The sequence below is a fragment of the Domibacillus antri genome, from assembly GCF_001936625.1.
GTDB classification, from domain to species: Bacteria; Bacillota; Bacilli; order Bacillales; family Domibacillaceae; genus Domibacillus; species Domibacillus antri.
Genome location: NZ_MSDU01000021.1, coordinates 1 through 22628 on the forward strand (window position 1 = coordinate 1; position 22628 = coordinate 22628).

General features: G+C 42.4%; 17 protein-coding genes, 1 pseudogene and 1 riboswitch. Of the genes and pseudogenes, 6 read left to right on the plus strand and 12 right to left on the minus strand.

Annotated elements, in window-relative coordinates:
* Positions 1–97: 97 nt before the first annotated feature.
* From BTO30_RS10110 to ectA, 5 genes are all read right to left on the minus strand, one after another.
* Positions 98–2899 carry a putative bifunctional diguanylate cyclase/phosphodiesterase gene (locus BTO30_RS10110; RefSeq protein WP_158023585.1) on the minus strand — a complete coding sequence of 934 codons (2802 nt, stop codon included), beginning with the start codon at positions 2897–2899 and terminating at the stop codon, positions 98–100.
* A gap of 239 nt (positions 2900–3138) precedes the next feature.
* A riboswitch (cyclic di-GMP riboswitch) is annotated at positions 3139–3222 on the minus strand.
* A gap of 403 nt (positions 3223–3625) precedes the next feature.
* Complete coding sequence (gene thpD / locus BTO30_RS10115; protein ID WP_075398611.1) at positions 3626–4516, minus strand: ectoine hydroxylase; 891 nt, start codon at positions 4514–4516, stop codon at positions 3626–3628.
* A gap of 24 nt (positions 4517–4540) precedes the next feature.
* The gene (locus tag BTO30_RS10120) at positions 4541–4939 is read right to left on the minus strand and encodes an ectoine synthase (protein ID WP_075398612.1); all 399 of its coding nucleotides are present in this window, start codon (positions 4937–4939) and stop codon (positions 4541–4543) included.
* Positions 4940–4956: 17 nt separating this feature from the next.
* Positions 4957–6237, minus strand: coding sequence for a diaminobutyrate--2-oxoglutarate transaminase (ectB, locus tag BTO30_RS10125; protein WP_075398613.1), 1281 nt, complete (start codon positions 6235–6237; stop codon positions 4957–4959).
* Positions 6238–6304: 67 nt separating this feature from the next.
* The gene (gene ectA / locus BTO30_RS10130; protein ID WP_075398614.1) at positions 6305–6817 is read right to left on the minus strand and encodes a diaminobutyrate acetyltransferase; all 513 of its coding nucleotides are present in this window, start codon (positions 6815–6817) and stop codon (positions 6305–6307) included.
* A gap of 386 nt (positions 6818–7203) precedes the next feature.
* Between ectA and BTO30_RS10135 the strand changes: the two genes are divergently transcribed.
* The 4 genes from BTO30_RS10135 to BTO30_RS10150 all read left to right on the plus strand — a co-directional run bounded on the left by BTO30_RS10135 (position 7204) and on the right by BTO30_RS10150 (position 11176).
* Complete coding sequence (locus BTO30_RS10135) at positions 7204–8049, plus strand: ABC transporter ATP-binding protein (RefSeq protein ID WP_075398615.1); 846 nt, start codon at positions 7204–7206, stop codon at positions 8047–8049.
* On the plus strand, positions 8000–8926 hold the full coding sequence (locus tag BTO30_RS10140) for an iron-hydroxamate ABC transporter substrate-binding protein (RefSeq protein WP_075398616.1): 927 nt from the start codon (positions 8000–8002) through the stop codon (positions 8924–8926). The genes BTO30_RS10135 and BTO30_RS10140 overlap by 50 nt, the downstream gene beginning before the upstream one ends.
* Positions 8927–9164: 238 nt before the next feature.
* Positions 9165–10172, plus strand: a complete 1008-nt coding sequence (locus tag BTO30_RS10145; RefSeq protein WP_425429454.1) for a FecCD family ABC transporter permease — start codon at positions 9165–9167, stop codon at positions 10170–10172.
* Complete coding sequence (locus tag BTO30_RS10150; protein WP_075398617.1) at positions 10169–11176, plus strand: FecCD family ABC transporter permease; 1008 nt, start codon at positions 10169–10171, stop codon at positions 11174–11176. The genes BTO30_RS10145 and BTO30_RS10150 overlap by 4 nt, the downstream gene beginning before the upstream one ends.
* A gap of 157 nt (positions 11177–11333) precedes the next feature.
* Here the strand turns inward: BTO30_RS10150 and htpG are convergent, their stop codons facing one another.
* Complete coding sequence (gene htpG, locus BTO30_RS10155; protein WP_075398618.1) at positions 11334–13211, minus strand: molecular chaperone HtpG; 1878 nt, start codon at positions 13209–13211, stop codon at positions 11334–11336.
* Between the two features lie 616 nt (positions 13212–13827).
* Here htpG and BTO30_RS10160 point away from each other — a divergent pair.
* Together BTO30_RS10160 and galU are read left to right on the plus strand one after the other, a co-directional pair.
* Positions 13828–15282, plus strand: a complete 1455-nt coding sequence (locus BTO30_RS10160; protein WP_075398619.1) for a glycosyltransferase family 2 protein — start codon at positions 13828–13830, stop codon at positions 15280–15282.
* Between the two features lie 51 nt (positions 15283–15333).
* Positions 15334–16228 (plus strand): annotated as a pseudogene (gene galU, locus BTO30_RS10165) (UTP--glucose-1-phosphate uridylyltransferase GalU).
* A gap of 321 nt (positions 16229–16549) precedes the next feature.
* Here galU and BTO30_RS10175 read toward each other — a convergent pair.
* The 6 genes from BTO30_RS10175 to BTO30_RS10200 all read right to left on the minus strand — a co-directional run bounded on the left by BTO30_RS10175 (position 16550) and on the right by BTO30_RS10200 (position 22627).
* Positions 16550–18067, minus strand: a complete 1518-nt coding sequence (locus BTO30_RS10175; protein ID WP_281248609.1) for a malate:quinone oxidoreductase — start codon at positions 18065–18067, stop codon at positions 16550–16552.
* 269 nt (positions 18068–18336) lie between these two features.
* Complete coding sequence (gene rlmH, locus BTO30_RS10180) at positions 18337–18816, minus strand: 23S rRNA (pseudouridine(1915)-N(3))-methyltransferase RlmH (RefSeq protein WP_075398622.1); 480 nt, start codon at positions 18814–18816, stop codon at positions 18337–18339.
* Between the two features lie 254 nt (positions 18817–19070).
* Positions 19071–19214 (minus strand): CxxH/CxxC protein, encoded by a 144-nt coding sequence (locus BTO30_RS10185; protein ID WP_075398623.1) that lies wholly within the window; start codon positions 19212–19214, stop codon positions 19071–19073.
* A gap of 12 nt (positions 19215–19226) precedes the next feature.
* On the minus strand, positions 19227–20426 hold the full coding sequence (locus BTO30_RS10190) for a S1C family serine protease (protein WP_075398624.1): 1200 nt from the start codon (positions 20424–20426) through the stop codon (positions 19227–19229).
* A gap of 161 nt (positions 20427–20587) precedes the next feature.
* On the minus strand, positions 20588–21685 hold the full coding sequence (locus BTO30_RS10195) for an oxidoreductase (RefSeq protein ID WP_075398625.1): 1098 nt from the start codon (positions 21683–21685) through the stop codon (positions 20588–20590).
* A 147-nt stretch (positions 21686–21832) separates the two neighbouring features.
* Positions 21833–22627: an MBL fold metallo-hydrolase gene (locus BTO30_RS10200; RefSeq protein ID WP_075398626.1), complete on the minus strand. Its 795-nt coding sequence runs from the start codon at positions 22625–22627 to the stop codon at positions 21833–21835.
* Position 22628: the final 1 nt, after the last annotated feature.

Here is a 22628-nt window from a genome sequence, read left to right on the forward strand (position 1 = left end):
GGGGTTTTCAAAGAACACAAATAAGATAGCCGGATTTTGTAAAATCCGGCTAAATATAAAGAACGTTTAAGACACCTCGTTCCCATTTGAAGTGGCATCATTTCGTATGGTGCGGCTTTTTATGCTTATGTGAATGTATAAATGTTTCCATATCTTTCGACAATAACGGACGGCTATATACGTATCCTTGAATTTCATCACATTGGTACTGCTGTAAAATAGACAGATGCTCTTTGCTTTCTATACCTTCCGCCACCGTTCTTATTCCCAAATCTTTTGCCATCGAAATGACCGATCGAACAATCGGAGCATGATTCGTGCTCAATGTTAATTCTCTAATAAATGTTTGGTTAACCTTTAACTTATCAACCGGCAGCTTACGCAAATAACTCAAAGAAGAATAGCCGGTTCCAAAATCATCTAAAACAAGATTAACGCCAAGTTTTTTCAATTCAAACAGCTTATGAAACATGTGGTCCATGTCTTCAATCTTCATGCTCTCGGTGATTTCTAAATCCAATAATGCAGGATCAAAATCAGTATCTTTTAAAACGTTTGCAACCATATCCACCAATTGGGGTTCCAATAGCTGCCGAACAGAGAGGTTGACCGCCATTCGCAGTGACGGATAGCCCTGCTTATGCCAATGCTTCATTTGAAGGCAAGCAGTTCGCAGTATCCATTCACCGATCGGTACAATCAGCCCCGACTCCTCTGCAATAGGAATAAATTCGTACGGTGAAATGACACCTAATTCCGGATGCTCCCAGCGCAATAAAGCTTCCATGCCAGTCATGTCTTCATTTTGAATAGCCATTTGAGGCTGGTAGACAAGAAAAAGTTCGTTATTCGCCAGCGCCTTTCTCAACCCGCTTTCGAGCATAAGCCGTCTCACATCAACCGGCTTTTCCACCTCAGAAAAACATAGAATGCTGTTTTTCCCTTGGTCTTTCACTGCATACATCGCAATATCAGCATTTTTAAGCAGCGTTTCAACATTCTCTCCATCTGACGGATAGAAGGCAATGCCTATACTGGCTGATAACGTAAACTTTCGGTTGTTTAATAAAAATGGCTCCGTTAGGACAGCTAAAATATCTCGGGATAATTTTACCGCCTCTTCCTCATGCGTTAACTGCGGAAGGACAATGGCAAACTCATCCCCTCCCATGCGGGCCAATGTGATCGGATCTTCAATACATGTCATGATTCGTTTAACCGCTTTTTTCAAGACTAAATCGCCAAAGGAATGCCCTAACGTATCATTAATGATTTTAAATCGATCCAAATCCAAATAAATAACCGCTGTTAACGATCCAATCTGACTGGACTCTTCTAAAGCGCTGTTCAGTTTTTCCGCCAGCAGCCTGCGATTGGGAAGATTAGTCAAAGCATCATGATAGGCCATGTATCGGACCGTTTCTTCGGATTGTTTTCGCTGTGTGATATCCCTGGCAACAATCACAAACCGCTCGGTCCTGCCGTTCGAATTGACAATGGGCTTTCCGTTAATCTCAAGCATGATCCATACGCCCTCTTTATGCCAATATCTTAATTCCTCCCGTAAAGAGCCCGGGTTAATCATCTGATCTCGATACAGTTCCCTTACCCGTTCGACATCTTCCGGGTGGATGCGGTCAAACCAATTTTCACCTTGATATGTGTCAACTGCATATCCAAGCACACTGACCACTGAAGGAGAACAATAATTGACAATCCCTTCCTTATCAAGCAGGTAAATTAAATCGGACGTATGATCCGCGATCAGTCGATATTTCGTTTCACTGTCGCGAAGGGAATCCTCCGTCTCGATCCGCAAATTCAGTTCTTGATTCAGCTTCGTATTGGCTTCTGTTAAATGAAATCTACCCTCTTCTAGTCTTCGGAAAAATTGATAAATGATGATCATTAATACGGTGAGTACGCTCGAAACTAATGCAATTGCGGAAATAAAGCGCACCTGCTGCCGTTTGATTTTCTCTTCAAGAATGGTATTGTTATATACCATTTCAATAATGCGTGAATTATAATAATCAGGCTTTTCATCTTCCGTGTAGGAAATGATCGGAATATACTTAAATTCAAATTCGCTCTTGTTTTCACTGTCCTTGCGGTTCACTTGCTTCGGCTCATTGTTTACAATGGCCTCTCTTGCTTTCGGGATATTTTCCTGTTCCATGAAGATTGGATTGTTCTGCTCATCATTGATGCCAATCACCCGGTCCGGATATCCCGTGTATGATAGCTTATACACCCGCAATTGCTGCAAGAATGGGTTTTTTACCGTCAATTCATGATAAACCGACTCGTAGTCTATGCCCGGAAATTGAGTTGTATAGTTTTTCATATTAATTCCGAGCTCTAATAAATATTTGTGATCCGGAGTCGGGATATAACTAAACTTTTTTAATTCTTTCGTATTAATCGACATCTCCAATCGGTCTGTTGAAAACGAATTGCCTTGAAGTCTATTCGCAAACATCTCTGCTAAGCTCGGATTTGTTTTAAAATTTAATCCAAGATCGGGCTCAAATGAAGTGTGCACGACGGTAAGATTTTGATCAATAATAAAAATATCAAAGCCGTCAAATTCTTTCTTCATCTTCTCCAGATCCCAAGTCAAGACATCCGGGTTTTCCTCATACTTTTTAAGCATAACATGAGAATATTCTTCCATTTTCTTTTGCAGACTGCTCTCTAATAGCTTATAGTAGTTGTTCGTATCTTCAACGATTTGGATAATATGCCTTTCGAGCAGCGCTTTTTGATAATCGATTTCGGTATTTAATGTATGCTGGTAATCTCTAAAATTTAGATAAGAGGTAAATACAGTGAAAATAATCGAAAAAATACCAATGCCTATAATCAATCTGACTTGATTTGCACCTTTAAAGAACATGTCCATGACCTCGCTCTACGAATTATCCCGGGAACATATGTGAACATGATACAGTTTTTGTTCGTTCTATGGATTTATTGAAGCCGCTCCAAGCTTTTGTATTATTTCGAAAGATACGTAATGTCACCCCGCTGTCTTTACAATAAATTGTATTAATTTCCATTTTCTGCACTATGCAATTACATTTTAGCTAAAAGTGAATGTCCTTTTATCTAAAACAGAAAAAACCGACCCATTAAAAATAATAGGGTCGGTTGCACTACTCGCTTCCAACCATTCAAGTGCCCACATACAAATGGTTGTTCATCGCTTCCACAATTGTTTTGTTTCATTTGCAAAAAATAACGGTATTTAACAAACTATAACTCGATTATAGCTACTCAAGCTTGAAAGTCAATAAACAAACTAGTATATTATACCTAACTATTAGTATGTGTGAACATTGATTGATGAAACAAGGCAGTGTTTTGATTGCCTCTTCATATAAGAACTTATGCCCGTCCATTTACCGTATATGCTGTAAAAAAAGACTGGCACCTCCGACACAACATAGCGTTCTGAAAACAACCAAAACTTCTGTATGCTGTATACATCGGAGGGAGCCAGTCCCTTTAGAACAACCTCTTTATTCAGTTTCCGTACGAACGATCTAATGTCATCGCACCAAACGCAGCGGCAAGAGCTGCGCCATTACCCGACGAATCTTTGCGCATTTTAATAGTGAATTTAACCATTCCCATTCTCGGTTACTTTTTCTCTTGCCGCAATATAGGAAGGTCTCGGCTTCTGGCCCGAGAATGGGGAAACGAGTGTATTCTTTACACTATTGTAAACAAAGAATACATTGCTTCTCGGAGCGGGAGAAATATTACTATTCGACCCGTGCATAATATTGCAATCAAATAAAAGAACAGACCCGGCCGGACCGGTAGGCGCAGCAATACCCCCTTGTGCCGCAAGCTTTGTCAGACTATCATGATCAGGAACACCGAGTTCCTGCTTCCGAAGTGACATTTCGTAGTTTGCTTCCGGCGTCTTGCCGACACAAGAGACAAAGTATCGATGGGAACCCGGAATGAGCATGAGCGGTCCGTTAAATGGCGTATTTTCCGTTAATGTAATCGAGCAGCTCACTGCGCGCATTCTGGGCATTCCATCTTCAACATGCCACGTTTCAAAATCGGAATGCCAGTAAAACTCCTTCCCGTTAAAGCCCGGCTTCAAGTTTATTCGGGATTGATGAATATAAACATCGCTTCCTAACAGCTGATTCCGCATGTCCACAAGGCGCCGGTCTTTAGACAGCGACTTGAAGTAGTCATCGTGTTCATGAACAGCAAAAACGGAGCGGACATCATCACTGTCAGGCTCACGTATCACCCGCTTGTCCGTTGAAACTTTACTGTTGTTTAAAACACGCGAAAGCTCCTCACGCATCATTGAAACATCTGACTCATTAAAAAATTTTTCCAGAAACAAATACCCGTGATCTTCAAAATACGTTAGCTGATCAGCACGCAGCGGCCCCTGCTCTGTCATTGAGGAATAAACAACCGGATCTTTTCGTTCCGTAATCGCTGGATGTTCACTTTTTCTCGAAGGGTATAAATCTGTCATTCTCCACACTCCTTCTGAAACCTCTTATACACGCGTTCCCTCTGAAGGCCGAGGGTAAGCGCCTTCTTCGTCATGCGTTTCCCTTCCGGTGCAAGGAGGGTTAAACACACAAACCATTCTCATATCCGTTTTGGCACGCAGGCAATGTTTTTCATGGCCATCAAGTGCATACATCGTACCTGCTTTTATTTCATACCGTTTCCCATTGGCCAAATCCTCTATTTCCCCTTCACCTTCAATGCAGTAAACGGCTTCCTGATGATATTTATACCAGAAAACAGACTCCGTACCGGCGCGAATAACAGTATCATGAAGAGAAAAACCCATTCTATCTTTTTCTAAAAGAAAACGGCGGCTTTCCCAATTCTTGTCGTCCACATGATCACGCGACCCTTTAATATCTTCTAACGATTTGACAATCATATTTTTCCGCCTCTTCCTTATTTATTTAAACTTTCCTTCACACTTGCTTCAATGATTGCAAAACCGCGATTCAGCCCTTCACGATCGATTGTTAAAGGAGGCATAATTTTAAATACCTCACTATTCGGGCCCGAGGTTTCCATTATTAATCCTTTTTCAAAAGCGCGCCCGCAAATCATCTCCGCTAACCCGTCAACACCGCAGGCAATTCCTCTCATTAAACCTCGTCCTCGAACCTCACCCTTCAATTCCGGGTACTTGTCCGTTAAGTCATTCAGGAATTCCCCCGCCATGGCCCCTTTATCTAAAATTTCCCGGCTGAAATCTTTTGTTTCCCAAAAGGACAGCGCCTCTGCGGCTGTAACAAAAGCTAAATTATGGCCGCGGAATGTCCCGTTATGCTCACCCGGCTCCCAAATGTCATATTGAGGTTTAATGAGCGTCAGCGCCATTGGAACGCCGTATCCGCTAATCGATTTTGACAAGCAGACAATATCCGGTTTTATTCCTGACGGTTCAAAGCTGAAAAATGGACCTGTACGTCCGCAGCCGACTTGAACATCGTCCACGATCAGCAGGATATCCCATCTGCGGCATATTTCTTCAACACGCTTCAGCCACTCGTCCTTGGCCGTGTTTAAACCGCCTTCTCCCTGCACAGTTTCAAGAATAATCGCAGCCGGAAGAGCGACACCGCTGCCGTTATCTTCAAGAAAACGCTCTAAATAATCGACCGTATCAACATCATCTCCCAAGTAGCTGTCAAAAGGCATAGCCATGCTGTTATGCAGTGGAACTCCGGCCCCATGCCGCTTAAATGAATTTCCTGTAACCGATAAAGCCCCTAAAGTCATCCCATGAAATCCATTTGTGAAACTGATAATTAAATCACGGCCGGTCACTTTTCTTGCAAGTTTTAATGCACTTTCCACCGTGTTCGTTCCAGTAGGGCCGGGAAACATCACTTTATACTGAAGAGAACGGGGTTTGAGAATGACATTTTCGAACTTTTCCAGAAATGCAGCCTTTGCCTTCGTTCCCATATCCAGACTGTGAGTAATTCCATCATCCGCCAGGTAACTTAAAAGTTTTTCCTTCATTTTCGGATGATTATGACCATAATTTAAAGCCCCTGCACCGGCAAAGAAATCAATATATTCCTTTCCCTTTGCATCCCATAGCTTATACCCCTTTGCTTTTTCAAACATAACGGGAAAACTGCGAATATAGCTTCTTACTTCAGATTCCAATTCTTCAAATATAGTGAGCTGCGAATTCAATTCTGTTATCGCTGGCATTTACACACAACCTTTCGGAATATTCAATCTTTTTTTAACAAGAAAATGTATTTAATGGACAGCAGGATCAAAAAGGACCAATACGGTAAATAGGCTCGGCTTCATGTCCGGGTTCCGGAAACATATCTTCAGAAAAGCAATCGGAAACCGTATATGAACACTTCAATTGTTTAGCTAAACTTGTAAATAGAGACCGGGATGGAAGGTTAGATGGGGAAACCGTTGCTTCCAAATAGTGAACATTTTCACAAGACTTTCTGCTAAGCAGCTCTTGTAACAGTTTTTTTCCCATGCCTTTTCCTCGTTCAGACTCGTGAACCGCCACTTGCCAGACAAAAATGGTATCACGTGATTGAGGGGGACGGAAAGCGGACACAAAGCCGATAATTTGTTGATCTTTCTCTGCCACGATACATGTATCAGGGAAAAATTCACAGATCATTAAATACGAATAGGCTGAATTTACATCCAATGTTCCGGTGCTCTTAATTAATTCCCAAATGCCGGCTCCATCTTCTTTCGCGGGTTTTCGAAAACGGCAGGACGTCACCTTATCAGATTCGGTTGTTTGGGCAGTCATTCAATCACCTCAATCCTCCTTCTTTCAATTTGCTTACCTTACTTATCTTAACGATTATGACAAATGAACGTCAATGCGGGTATAAAAGGACTATTGGAGAAGAAAGAGCCTTACAAGGTTTAAGGCGTACAATAGCTCCCTTTTCTGACAAAATACAACCATTTACTTCTCCATCCTCCAATTATCAAAATATTTCATTAATTCTTTCTCTTAAAAAGAGACCGTTCCGCGAGTCACCACATGACGGCCTACAGAAAATCACCTTGCACGCATTACATATTTTATGATTGACATTCGAAATGGAGAGACTTATATTAAAAATAATTGATATTGATAATTATTATCAACTATAATATAACATGCACTTTTCATAGGAGGTACATAATGTGGTTCGCCTACATACAGAAGACTTAAGCATTGGCTATGGTGAACGGTTAATTGTCAAAAATCTCAGTGTAAATATTCCAGATAAAAAAATAACCACTATCATAGGCTCGAATGGCTGCGGGAAATCAACATTATTGAAAGCAATGACCCGCATTATTTCCCATCAATCCGGAGCGGCCCTTTTGGACGGAAAAGATATTTCAAAAGAAAATACGAAAATCCTTGCTAAAAAGATGGCCATTCTGCCGCAATCTCCTGAAAGTGCGAGCGGTTTAACCGCAGGGGAGTTAGTATCTTATGGCCGCTTTCCTTATCAAAATGGCCTTGGAAGATTAACAAAAAAAGATTTTGAAGTAATCGACTGGGCCTTAGACGTTACAGGCACAAGCGACTTTAAATATTGTCCGGTCGATACCTTGTCGGGAGGGCAGCGGCAGCGCGTGTGGATCGCCATGGCTCTTGCCCAAGAAACGGACATTATTTTCCTTGATGAGCCGACGACCTATTTAGATATGGCTCACCAGCTGGAGGTTTTAGAATTATTGCAAAAATTAAATCGCGAACAAGAACGTACGATTATCATGGTTCTTCATGATTTAAACCAAGCGGCCCGTTTTGCTGACTATATGATCGCCTTAAAGCACGGAGAAATTGTGAAAGCAGGAACGTGTGAAGAAGTCATCATCCCGGATGTGCTCCGGCAAGTCTTTCAAATCGATGCTGTCATTGGCCGGGATCCGAGAACCAATAAACCGATGTGTATGACTTACAATTTATTCAAAGGAGAAAATGAGCATGAAAAAATTTTTAGTCCCGTTTATTCTAGTGCTAGTTCTGATTATTAGTGCTTGCGGCAACGAAGAAGCAGTAAAAGATAGCAGCTCCGCCCCAAAAGAAAAACAATCTGAATTCATTACATACCAATCTGAAACGGGGCCCATTGATGTTCCCGCTGATCCGCAAAGAGTGATATTGCTCTCCGGTTTTACCGGCAATGTGTTAAGTTTAGGTGTCAATGTCGTCGGGGTAGATGTTTGGTCTAAAAATAACCCGACCTTTGCAAAAGAATTAAAAGATGTGGAAGAAGTATCCGATGAAAATTTAGAAAAAATTATTGAACTGGAGCCGGATTTAATTATTGGATTATCCAATATTAAAAACGTTGAAAAACTAAGTGAAATTGCTCCCACTGTAACGTATACATGGGGAAAGGTGGATTATTTAACTCAACACTTAGAAATTGGAAAACTATTAAACAAGGAAAAAGAAGCTCAGGCTTGGATTGATGACTTTAAAAATCGTGCACAAGCTGCTGGGGAAGATATTCGAGCGAAAATTGGCGAAGATGCAACCGTGTCTGTCATTGAAAGTTATGGTAAGGATCTTTATGTTTTTGGTGAAAACTGGGCGCGGGGAACGGAAATATTATATCAAGCAATGAACTTGAAAATGCCTGAAAAAGTAAAGGAAGTGGCATTGGAATCGGGTTATTATACTTTATCAGCAGAAGTTCTGCCGGAATATGCGGGAGATTATATCATTTTAAGTAAATACTCTGATGCCGATACTTCTTTCCAAGAAACAGAAACTTATCAAAACATTCCCGCTGTTAAAAACAATCGAGTATTTGAACTAAACGGGAATAGTGCTTCCTTCAGTGACCCGGTCACATTGGAAAATCAACTTGAATTTTTTACGAAATCATTTCTTCAAAGTAACTAAAATTCTATAATGCTTTCCCATAAGGAAAGGGGAAGGCCGGATTCTGAACGATTCAGGCCGATTTATCGACAGGACAGCCGGATTTTGCCTCATGAAGGCCGAATGGACGGGAATTCGGCCCAAACGCCAAGAAAACCGGCCCAAACTGCAAGAAATCCGGCCATAGAAACAAAAAAGGCTGTCTCCATAACTTTATGAGACAGCCCTTATTCCAGTAAAGGAAACAAAAGATGTGATGATGAAAAAGACTTTACTTTCTATCCCATTCGTATACAAACTCATTGCGGGAGTCCTTTTATTTGTGTGCATGTTTTTTTTCGCAATGGTTTTCGGAGCAGCTGATATCACGGTTAAAGAGGTATGGTCAGCCCTTACATCTACTGCTTCCAGTGATACTATAACGATTATCCGTGAAATTCGTTTACCACGCGAAATAGCAGCCCTTTTTGTCGGTGCCGCTCTTGCCGTTTCCGGTGCCATTATGCAAGGAATGACAAGAAACCCGCTTGCCGATCCAGGACTGCTGGGATTATCTGCCGGTGCTAATGCGGCACTGGCCATTACCATTGCCTTCATCCCCTCAGCAAATTACTTCACTACCATGGCCGCTTGTTTTATTGGAGCAGCAGCCGGCGCCATGATGGTTTTTGGTATAAGTGCAATAAAAAAAGGCGGCTTCTCCCCTCTCCGTATTGTATTGGCCGGAGCAGCGGTTTCCGCATTCCTATATGCAGCTGCCGAAGGGGTTGGTCTTTATTTTAAAATTTCAAAAGATGTCTCGATGTGGACAGCAGGAGGAATGATTGGCACGACTTGGGGTCAGCTGCAAGTGATTGTTCCTTTTATCGCGACAGGTATATTCATTTCCTTTATACTCTCAAGGCAGATCACTATTCTTAGTTTGAATGAAGAAGTTGCGGCCGGATTAGGCCAAAAGATTACACAAATCAAGGCCATTCTTTTTATCGTTACTATCATCCTTGCTGGTGCATCCGTTGCCCTGGCTGGGAATATGGCTTTCATCGGCCTCATGATTCCACATATGGTTCGTGTCTTGGTTGGAACGGATTACCGTTATATTTTACCGATGTCCGCTATTACGGGTGCCACATTTATGCTGTTTGCCGATACACTTGGCCGAACCATCCATTCTCCATATGAAACCCCGGTAGCAGCCATTGTGGCAATGCTCGGGCTGCCTTTCTTCCTGATCATTGTACGAAAAGGAGGAAAAGCATTCTCATGATACATCCGGTTATCATTAAAAAACAGCGGATCATTTTAGGCATGTCACTCCTGCTCATTATGGTTACCATGATTATTGGAATGGGAACGGGGTACTCCTCTCTATCTTATGACAGGCTGATCCCGGCTCTTTTCGGTCAAGGTACGTTTAAAGAGGAATTTGTTTTGTTTTCTGTCCGATTGCCGCGAATGATTATTACACTGTTAGCAGGCATGGCACTTGCTTTATCCGGAGCTATTTTACAAGGAATCACACGTAATGATCTAGCTGATCCCGGAATTATCGGGATTAACTCCGGTGCAGGCGTGGCCATTGTGGTTTTCTTTTTATTTTTCCCGATTGAAGCAGGATCATTTGTTTATATGCTTCCGCTAGTTGCTTTTGGCGGTGCGGTTATAACGGCCGGCTTCATTTATTTTTTATCCTATACCAAAAATGCAGGCCTGCAGCCGGTAAATTTAGTGCTGATCGGGATCGGATTCTCTATGGCCCTTTCCGGCACCATGATTGTCCTTATTTCATCTGCCGAGCGCACAAAAGTCGACTTCATTGCAAAGTGGCTATCAGGAAATATATGGGGCACTGATTGGCCTTTTATTTGGGCAATCCTTCCTTGGTTAGTGATTCTAATCCCATTTACTTTGTATAAAGCCAATCGGCTGAATCTCTTAGCATTAAGCGAATCCATAGCCATTGGTGCAGGAGTTTCCATTGAAAAAGAACGGATGATATTGCTTTTAACAGCTGTTGCACTGGCGGCTTCTGCTGTTTCTGTAACAGGAGGAATTACCTTTATCGGACTGATGGCCCCGCATATGGCCAAAGCTTTGGTTGGACCCAGAAATCAATTATTTATCCCCATTGCCATCCTATTGGGCGGCTGGCTGTTATTATTTGCAGACACTATAGGGCGCAATATCCTTGAACCGAGCGGGATTCCAGCAGGTATTATGGCCGCGCTAATCGGCGCACCGTACTTTGTATATTTATTGTGGAAAAAATAAGAACGATAAGAGTCTCTGCCCATATAGAAAAAATCCCTTGATCTCAGGAATATGCTCAAGGGATTTTTTGGTGATTATATGGACTGCATCGTAAACTGACGCAAAAGTCAGTAAAAACGGATATTCGAGAACAATGCCTCCATCCTCAAATTTACAGTTATATCATCACTTTGCACATATCGTTAGTAAATTCAACCGGATCTTCAATCGGCAATCCTTCAATTAACAGTGCCTGGTTGTATAATAAATTCGTATAGAGATCTAATTTTTCTTTATCTTTTTCGAAAGCATTTGTTAACGATTTAAACACACCATGATTTGTATTAATTTCCAGCACTTTATCCGCTTTGACATTTTGACTGTCAGGCATGGCATTCAGGATTTTTTCCATTTCGATCGTTAAGTCCCCATCAGACGACAAGCATACCGGATGTGTCTTCAACCGTTTTGACACTTTGACATCCTTTACTTTGTCTGACAAGACGTTTTTCATATAGTCGAAAAGCTCTTTATGTTCGTTTTCTGTTGATTCCGCCTTCTCTTTTTCATCCGTTTCAATGCCTAAATCCCCGCTTGATACGGATTTGAATTCCTTCTCTTTGTATGTCATTAACATTCGGATGGCAAACTCATCGATATCATCTGTGAAATATAAAATTTCATAGCCTTTTTCCGCAACCAATTCCGTCTGCGGCAGTCTTTCAATTCTTTCATGTGATTCACCGGAAGCATAATAAATATACTTTTGATCTTTAGGCATTCTTGATATATATTCATCCAGCGTGACCATCTTTTTCTCTTTTGAAGAATAAAACATCAGCAAGTCCTGCAATTCCTCTTTATGGGCGCCGAAGTCACTGTAAACCCCGTATTTCAGCTGTCTGCCAAACGTGTTAAAAAATTCAGCGTATTGATCCCGGTCATTTTTCAATAAGCTTTGCAATTCACTTTTTATTTTTTTGCTGATGTTTTTTGCAATCAGCTTTAGCTGCCGGTCATGCTGCAGCATCTCTCTTGATATATTGAGGGACAAATCCTCAGAATCGACCATTCCTTTGACAAAGCTAAAATGATCCGGCAGCAAGTCGCCGCATTTGTCCATGATCAGCACGCCGTTGGAATAAAGCTCTAACCCTTTTTCATATTCCTTTGTATAGTAGTCAAAAGGGATGTTTTCCGGGATATATAAAATGGCATTATATCTGATCGTTCCATCGACATTAATATGAAGATGTTTAATTGGCTTATCAAATCCGTAATGTTTTTCCGCATAAAATTTTTCGTAATCTTCAACAGTAAGCTCTTTTTTGTTTTTTCTCCAGATCGGAACCATGCTATTGATGACCTGTTCTTCCGTATAATTCTCGTATTCGTTTTCGCTGCCTTCTTTCAGTCTTCTTCCGGTCACGTCCATTTTAATCGGATAGCGGATAAAGTCAGAGTGTTTTTTGATGATCGCCTTTAACCGGTACTCCTCGAGAAATTCATCATAATTTTCATCTTCGGTGTTCTCTTTTATTTTGAGCATAATCTCCGTACCTGTTGCATCTTTTTCACACGGCTCAATCATATACCCATCGGCACCTTCCGATTCCCATTTATATGCTTCATTATGTCCGAGCGCCTTGCTGATCACCGTTACATGATCCGCAGCCATAAAGGCGGAATAAAAACCGACCCCGAATTGCCCGATGATTTCATGCCCGTCTTTCAATTCGTTTTCATTTTTAAACGCTAAAGAACCGCTCTTCGCAATGACCCCAAGATTATTTTCCAGCTCTTCTTTCGTCATTCCAATCCCTGTATCCGAGATTTTTAATATCCGATTTTCTTTGTCTGCGGCCACTTTGATATAGTATTGATCTTTGTCAAAACGTAACGATTCATCCGTTAATGCTTTGTAATATATTTTATCGATCGCATCGCTGGCATTAGAAATTAACTCTCTTAAAAAGATTTCCCGCTGCGAATAAATGGAGTTGATCATCATATGTAACAGCCTTTTGGATTCTGCTTTAAATTGCTTTTTTTCCATAAAAAATTCCCCTTTCGGTTATAGAAATGGATTTGAGAATTAAAATGAATTGAACGCGACAAGCCTACATGGTTAGCACTCTAATCAATAGAGTGCTAACCACTATTTAAATAACATACACGGCGGTTTGTGTCAATATGGGCGTTTTCATGATTTTATTTTATTTGCAGGCTGCTTTATTATGTATTGAGTTTCATCAATAAAATGAGGAAGCTGATTACTCAGAAAAAAAACCTTATCCACCATTGAATAAGGATTTCCATAAACTATAAAATGGTGATCCCCACTTGACTTGTCATCTTATAGGAGAACTTTGTAAAAAAATCTCAGACAACTTAGGAACTAGTTAGCGCACCCGCATCTTTTAGTTCTATCTTTCGTTTGAATTAATACATTTAGCATATCAAGCTGTTTATCTTGATTGTCCTGTTTAGGTTCTTTTATCGGCTGAGGGAGTGATAAAAGCGGTTTCTTCCGAGTATAAACGAACCTGCAGCGAATGTTGGATCAGCACTCTATTGAAACAATCTATGTTAACTGGAGGATAAGGAATGAAGTAACCAGCATTCTGAATATTCCTAATGATTCAACAGTATCAAAAGTTAGGAATACGTATATGAAGCCAAGAATTGTTGCATTTATTCCCGCCCATAATGAAGAGAAATCAATCCGTGACTGTTTAGCTGGATTAGGAGATCAATCCTTGCCAAAAGACGTCGAGCTTGATGTTATTGTGGTTGCTGATAACTGTACAGACCGGACGGAAGAGATAGCATTAGAGGCAGGAAAAGAATTCAACCTAAGATTGAAAGTGCTCACCACAAAAAAGAATAAACAGCGAAAAGTAGGGGCTTTAAACACAGCTTGGAAAAGTATTTATGGCGATCCGCTGGACTTATACAATAAAAATTTAACCATATTTGAGGAGTATTACAAAGATTCAGTCAAGGCAATACTTGGTATGGATGCAGACAGCCGGCTTGCACCAGATGCATTATTTCAATTGTGGGAAGGACTCATGAGCTCGCGAAATATTGGGGGCGTAATGGCGAAGTACACCATGAGGATGCCAAAAAAGAAAAGTCTTATTTCGAAAGATGATGTTCATTACGAAGAAAAGATTGCAACCGGTGAATATGGGGGTCCCGTTGCACGCTGGTGGACACATCAGCAAAAGCAAGATATGGCAAGCTGGCTGCTGGATCTTCAGAACAGCGGCGGGAGTACATATGTGCTTGGCAGGCAAGCGACATTGTTTCGGCCAGAAGCATTACAAAGTGTGATAGATGAAAATAAATTAGACGGACCTTGGCAGGATGAAAGTGACGTAGAGGATATGCTGTTAACTTGGCAAATCCAGAAAAAGTGGAAAACACTCATCAGTCCCACCGCTCGTTGTTTTGTTGACGCTATGAGAACATACCACACCTTCCGGCAGCAGCGAAACAAATGGCAATCAGGAACGGTTGAATTGCTGACAAATAGCAATATTGGCGTGAAGTCAAAACATAGAGGGAAAATTTGGCGTTCTCAAATAAAAACACTTACCGATTTTACGATACGCGTATTATTCCTTTTACTTCTAGCTTTAGCTGTAGCTACAGACCAGTTTTATTGGTCCTGGATATGGCTTATACCTGTTGCTCTCGCATCTATATTAAATACGATCCTCGCCTTAAAAACGCCCATGCACAGGCCAATAGATGTCATTTTAGCTGCATTGCTCATCAGTCCTGAAATCTATTTATGGGTTAATTTAATTACCTTTGCCAATGTATGGCTAGGAAAATTATCCGCTAACAAAAAAGACGGGTGGACAACCCAGTATAACGCAGAGAGGGGCAACACACGAAGCAAACTGGCTGAAGGGGGCATGGCGATTATCCTTTTAATAGCATTAGGAACGTACAGCTGCATTGACCAGAGAAGTTTTTTAACGAGTGAAACGGTACAGACGGCCGTAAAGCCTTATTTAGAAACGGGCTGGGTAGTACTCACTTACTTAACCATTTACACATCTTTCGGAATGTTATTGCAAATATGGAGGTTAAGGGGCAGACATACAGCTTAAAATGCTTTTCATGACTAACCGTACTCATTACTTATAATTGGAGGAATATTTGTGAAAATAAAAAAAGCGATCATTCCCGCAGCTGGATTTGGGACTCGATTTTTACCAGCCACAAAAGCGCAGCCAAAAGAAATGCTGCCGATCGTCGATAAGCCGACCATCCATCCAATATATCGTTGAAGAAGCAATCGCATCCGGAATTGAGGAAATTATCATCATTACTGGAAAAGGAAAACGCGCCATTGAAGACCATTTTGATTTTGTTCCTGACCTTGAGCAAAACCTATTAAAAAAAGGAAAAGTCGACTTATTAGACAAGGTTCGTTACGCTGCAAACCTTGCCGATATTCACTATATTCGTCAAAAAGAGCCAAAGGGACTCGGGCATGCTGTTTGGTGTGCACGTCATTTTATCGGTGATGAACCATTTGCCGTTCTGCTGGGTGATGATATCGTTCAAAGCGAAACACCGTGTTTAAGACAGCTTATTCGTGTATATGAAGAAACGCATTCATCTGTTATCGGGGTTCAAGCAGTTCCGAATAAAGAAACACACCGATACGGCATCATTGACCCGGCATCACAAGATGGAAAACAATACCGGGTGCACACCCTTGTTGAAAAACCAACTCCAGGAACAGCACCTTCCAATCTTGCCATAATCGGACGCTATATTCTGACACCTGAAATTTTCATGTTTTTAAACGAGCAAGAAATTGGAGCAGGAGGAGAAATTCAGTTAACCGATGCGATTCAGAAATTAAACCAAATCCAAAGTGTATTCGCATATGATTTTGAAGGAAAAAGATATGATGTTGGAGAGAAAATTGGGTTTGTCAAAACGACAATTGAGTTTGCACTTTTGCATGAGGATCTTCGAGATGAATTGATTACTTATCTTAAAGAATTAGCCATTACGACTGAGTACACCTTTTTGAAAACCTAATATAACCCATCAAGAAAGCTGAAATGAAGATAGGACACCTGAAAACATCACATTTTGGTTCCTCTAAAAAGTTCGTTTATTTATGGTACTGTTCACCGTGGTAATTTAAGAAGCAAAAAAAATGAGCATTGGGCATCTTTTCCCAATGCTTTGTTCCTTTATAAACCCTATAGCAGCACTGAAAAAGCCACCATTTTGCAGCAGCGGCTTTCAGCGGAATCATTGCCTTTTCAATCTCTTCATCATAGAAACGATTGTCCATTCATGATAAATGCTGCTTAAACGTTTTCATTTAATACCTTTGTTTCTGCATCCAAAGAATTAACTAAAAACCTGTTTTTTTTCGCTTAGACCAAGCGTCTGCGCTGTTGAAGTATGAATTTCGTGCAGAAGCTCTGGGTTTTCCATTAGTGACACGCCATAAGAAGGAATCATTTCTTTAATTTTCGGTTCCCACTCTTTTATCTGTTCAGGGAAGCATTTTGTCAATACTTCAAGCATAACGTGAACGGCGGTGGAAGCGCCCGGAGAAGCGCCGAGCAATGCGGCGATCGAACCATCAGCGGCACTTACCACTTCCGTACCAAATTGAAGCGTTCCTTTGCCGCCAGCTTCCGTATCTTTGATCACTTGCACACGCTGGCCCGCTACGACAAAATCCCAATCCTCGCTTTTGGCGTTCGGGATAAACTCGCGCAGCTCTTCCATGTGCTGTTCTTTTGATAGCATCACTTGACGGACCAGGTAGTTTGTCAACGGCATATTTTTAGCCCCTGCCGACAGCATGGTTAAGAGGTTATCCGGTTTTACGGACGTGACTAGATCAAGCATTGACCCGGTTTTCAAAAACTTTGGCGAGAAGCCGGCAAACGGTCCAAACAGCAGCGATTTTTTATTATCGATAAATCGTGTATCAAGATGCGGAACAGACATTGGCGGCGCACCGACCTTCGCTTTGCCGTATACTTTTGCATGATGCTGCGCGACAACATCCGGATTTTTGCACACCATAAAAATTCCGCTTACCGGGAATCCTCCAATATGTTTTCCTTCAGGAATACCGGATTTTTGCAGTAAATGCAGGCTTCCTCCCCCGCCCCCGATAAAGACGAATTTTGCAGTATGGCGTTCGACCGTACCGCTATCGAGATTCCGCACTTTCAATTCCCACAAGCCATCGCTGGTACGTTTAATGTCATGAACACGATGTTTGTAGTTTATATCGACATTTTTACTCTCTAAGTGGTCAAACAACATGCGCGTTAAAGCGCCAAAGTTGACGTCCGTTCCAGAGTCGATTTTTGTTGCCGCTATCGGTTCATTCGATGTGCGGTCTTGCATAATAAGCGGAATCCATTCCATCAGTTTTTCCGGATCATCGGAAAATTCCATCCCTTGGAATAGGGGATTGTTTGAAAGCGCTTCAAAACGTTTCTTTAAAAACGTTACATTTTGTTCCCCTTGTACTAAACTCATATGAGGCAATGGCATAATAAAGTCATGTGGATTATGTATCAGCTTGCTTTTTACAAGATAAGACCAAAACTGCATGGAAACCTGAAACTGTTCATTAATGTTGATCGCTTTACTAATATCGACAGATCCATCCGGTTTTTCGGCCGTGTAGTTAAGCTCGCACAGTGCCGCATGCCCCGTTCCCGCGTTATTCCATTCGTTAGAGCTTTCCTCTCCTGCTTTTGAGAGCTTTTCAAATACTGTCATTTTCCAGTCCGGTACTAATTCTTTCAGAAGTGTCCCCAAAGTCGCACTCATGATGCCTGCGCCAATTAAGATAACGTCTGTTTTCGTTTCTCTATTGCTCATTTTTACCCTCCTTATCCCCCTAAAATTCGCAGAAAGGATGCAGGCGCTCCTGCTTAGCGTCACACCAAGCCAAGGCGCATCCTAGTCACACACCTTTTCTGTCTCAATTATAATTATACCATACTGCATTACAATGATTTATAGATGAAACTATCTCCTATTATATGATAATTATGAGTTATTTGAAAGGTGGTGAAAAAAGAGATGGGTAACTCTCGTCTAAAAGAGACCTCACGTTCAACCTTTCTTTTCCCCTCAGTTTGAACTATTCGGTAAGCTAACCTTTATTTGTGATACGGTTCACCCCGATTAATCCGAAAACTCCGATACACCTGCTCCACCAGAATCAGCCGCATGAGCTGGTGCGGGAAGGTCATGTTGGAAAAGGAGAGCTTTTCATCTGCGCGCTTCAGGACGGCATCACTTAATCCGAGCGATCCGCCGATGATGAAGGCGAGTTTGCTTTTGCCGTATGTGGCGAGTTTATCGAGGTCGGCTGCCATTTGCTCGGAGGATTTCATTTTTCCGTTAATGGCGAGGGCGATCACGTATGTATCTTGTCCGACTTTTGCTAGGATTCGTTTTCCCTCTTTTTCTTTGACTTGGATCATTTCGGCGTCGCTTAGGACTTCCGGGGCTTTTTCGTCGGGTACTTCGATGATGTCGATTTTTGCGTATGCCGACAGACGTTTGACATATTCATCAATGCCTTGTTTTAAGTACTTTTCCTTTAACTTACCCACTGTTATAATAGAGATATTCACAATTCGACCCCACTTTACAAACATTTTATAAACAAGTTTTCCACAGAAGTTATCCACATATCAACATCTTCATTTCTTTCTATTTTACCATACACGATTCTATCTTTCTGATCATTTTTAACATTCAGTTAATCTATTTTTCCTTACTTTGTAAAAAATACACATGAAAATCCCGGCTGCCCCCTGCTGACAACCGGGATTTTCAGTTTTTATCCACATACCCACAGGTTTCATCCACATTTTGTGGCCGAATGTTAGTTTCCCACAACATATATGGCCTGGTTTTCGCAAAATTCACATGAATCCGCTTCGTTTGTTTTTTCCAGCACGGGTGCGGTTTCCTGCTCGTCAACCGCAATATCCAGTGCCAGTTCAACGTGCTCTAAGCAGCAATACATCTTTTTCCTCCATTATAAATCACTTTCAGCCACAAGCGTCAGCTCTGTTTCCCGCTGTTTCCCGTCACGATAATAGGTGACGTTTACGGTGTCGCCGTCTTGTTTATTGTTATACATATATTTGCGCAGCGCAATAACATCCTGCACCGGTTCGCCATCAAGCGCGGTGATAACGTCATATTCCCGCAGTCCGGCTTTGGCTGCCGGTGAGTTAGTGAGAACCTGCTCGATGATGACGCCTTCCTTGACAGCTTCAGGCAGCTTTAATGTTTGCTGCTGATGGTAGGATGGCAGCTCGCTCAAGTTTTGAAGCGTGACACCCATTGCCGGCCGTCTTACTTCACCGAATGATTCGAGGTCTTTAATAATCGGAAGGGCCGCATCAATTGGTATGGACAGCCCGATTCCTTCAACGGCGCTTTGGGCAATTTTCATTGAGTTAATGCCGACAACCTGCCCCGCAATATTGACGAGCGCCCCGCCGCTGTTTCCCGGGTTGATCGCCGCGTCCGTCTGTAATACTTCCGCCTGCCAGTCATTGATCGTATCGCCATTTAAGTCCACTGGAATCGCACGTTCTAGACCTGATACAACCCCCTGTGTGACTGAACCGGAAAATTCAAGACCGAGCGGATTCCCGATGGCGATAACGGGTTCACCGATTTTCAATGCTTCCGAATCGCCAAATTCAGCTGTTTTCTCGACATTTACGCCTCTGATCGATAAAACAGCCAAGTCGGTCCAGACATCACCGCCAATGAGCTCTGCCGGTTCTTTTGTACCGTCCGCAAGCGTCACCTCAAGCTGCTGTGCGCCTTCAATAACGTGATAATTTGTGACGATAAAGGCTGTACCGCCTTCTTTTTTATAAATAACGCCGCTTCCTGTACCCGCTTCCTGTGTTGTCGGTTCAGCTCCGAAGAAATTCATTGATTCTTGAATATTTGTAATACCGACGACGGTATCTTTCGCTCTGTCCACCGCTTTTGTGATGTCAGTGGTCACATCAAGCGAAACCTGCTCTGTGCCGCGATTGCCGGATGGCTGATGGTCGACGATCGACTGCTCATCATTTTGATAATCAACAATGGATGGCAGCGCCGCGATGACCACACCCGCTCCGATGACAACTCCGGCCAGTCCCGATAAAAAGTAGCCGCTTTTCCCGCCGCGTTTATGACGTTCAGTACGCCCTTCATCATAATAACCCATATATGCCTCATCCTTTCCACCACGTTATTGTCTCACTTTTCATCCTGTCTATTCTGAAAAAATTATACGCCTTTGCAAAAAAAAAGTGCAAACGATATGCAAGCTGCTTATATTAAAAAAACCGCCTCAAAAGAAATGCTTTTAAGACGGTTCTATATTATTTACGCTTCAAAGTCTTTAATTTTGGCATCCGGACTTAATATTTTTTCCGGTTCGAATTCTTCCAGTTTTTCACCGTTTTTCACTTTATTTGCCCAGTCTCCATTCGCAAGGGCGCCACGGCCGATTGTTACCGCATCCGCCTCGCCTTTTTCAAGGATTGCTCTTGCCTGTTCAGGATCTTCAAGATGCCCGTTTGCAATGACCGGTACTCGGCCAAACTGTTTAGCCAGCGCGGCAAGACTCGCTCCCTGCCCTTCAGGGAAAGCAGGCTGCCAGGCTTCATATTCTGTCACATGAATGAAATCGACCCCGGAACGTCCAAGCTGTCCAAAAATAATTTCCGCATCTTTTTCTTTACCTGCCCATTTGTGTGTGTGGTCGTTTACCTTTCCCTGCGAAATGCGAATGCCTACTGTAAAGTCAGGACCAACTGCCGCGCGGACTGCTTTTACTACTTCTACTGACAAGCGAACACGGTTTTCGGTGGAGCCGCCATATTCATCGGTGCGCTGGTTCGTGTAATCCGTCAAAAATTGGTCCAAAATGTACCCATTGGCTCCATGAATTTCAACGCCGTCAAATCCGGCCTCTTTCGCCCGTTTCGCCGCTTCCGTAAAACCGGCAATAACATCCGCTATATCCTGTTTTGTCGCCTCTCTTGGTGTCGGGAATGAACCTTCTCCGCCATAAATGCCTAATTGTTCCCCTTTTGGTTCAACAGCAGATGGACCCATTGTTTCTTTTACGAAACGATTTCCTTGTGACAGGGCTCCCGCATGCATAAGCTGCGCAATAATTTTGCTGCCTTGCTGATGAACAGCTTCCACAACTTTTTTCCACGCCTGCATTTGTTCATCATTGATGATGCCCGGCTGACCCAAATAGCCCTGGCTGTATTGATCATCAGGATAAATGCCTTCTGTCACGATGAAACCAAAACCGCCGCGGGCAAATTTTTCATAGTATGATACCATTTGCTCTGTTGCCAATCCTTCTTGTGTGGCGCTTGTGCGCGTCATTGGCGCCACACCGGTACGATTTTCTAAACGTGTCGTGCCGAGTGTCACATCTGTGAATAGAACGGTTGAATTTGTCATTAAAAATGCCTCCTTTTGTGTAAACCCCATCGTGTATTTTCACGTGTAAAAATTATCTTACAGTGTCAGCTGATTGTTCGTCCATTATTTTGTCTTATTTTTCTCTAAAAAAACGGCCACAGAGAATGATTCCCTGCAGCCGCTTTTTTAAACCATCGCGAGAGGTGTTGGTATTTTCGGATCGGTGTCGTACAGGTTAAACTGTTCGCCGACACCGGCATCTTTCATTTGCAGTGTCTGCGTGACACTCATTTTCGCCAGTTCTTTCATGTTGTTATCAGCGCTTAAATGCGCCAGGTAAATGCGTTTTGTATTCGGGCCAATGACATCATTCATCGCAAGCGCGGCATCTTCATTTGACACGTGGCCGACATCGCTCAAAATACGTTGTTTAATGCTCCATGGGTAGCGGCCCATGCGCAGCATGCCGACATCATGATTGCTTTCAAATACGTACGCGTCCGCATTGGCAATCAAGCCTTTCATCCGATCGCTTACGTAGCCTGTGTCCGTAATGATCACAAGCTTTTTCTTCCCTTGATGAAAAATGTAAAACATCGGCTCGGCGGCATCATGTGACACGCCGAACGACTCAATATCAAGCGCGCCGAATGTTTTCACCGTTTCTGTTTCAAAAATGAACTTCTGGCTGTCATCAATTGTACCCGTCAGCCGGTCCATTGCCCGCCACGTTTTTGAATTGGCATACACCGGCAATTTATACTTTCTTGCCAGCACACCAAGTCCTTTAATGTGATCACTATGTTCATGTGTAACAAGAATGCCGGACAGGTCCGCAATTTGTTTGCCGATGGAACGAAACAGCTCTTCCATTTTTTTACCGCTCAGTCCCGCATCCACAAGAAATGAATGGCCGTCTGATTCGACAAAGACCGCATTGCCGGTGCTTCCGCTTGCAAGCACGCTAAATTGCATCGTCATG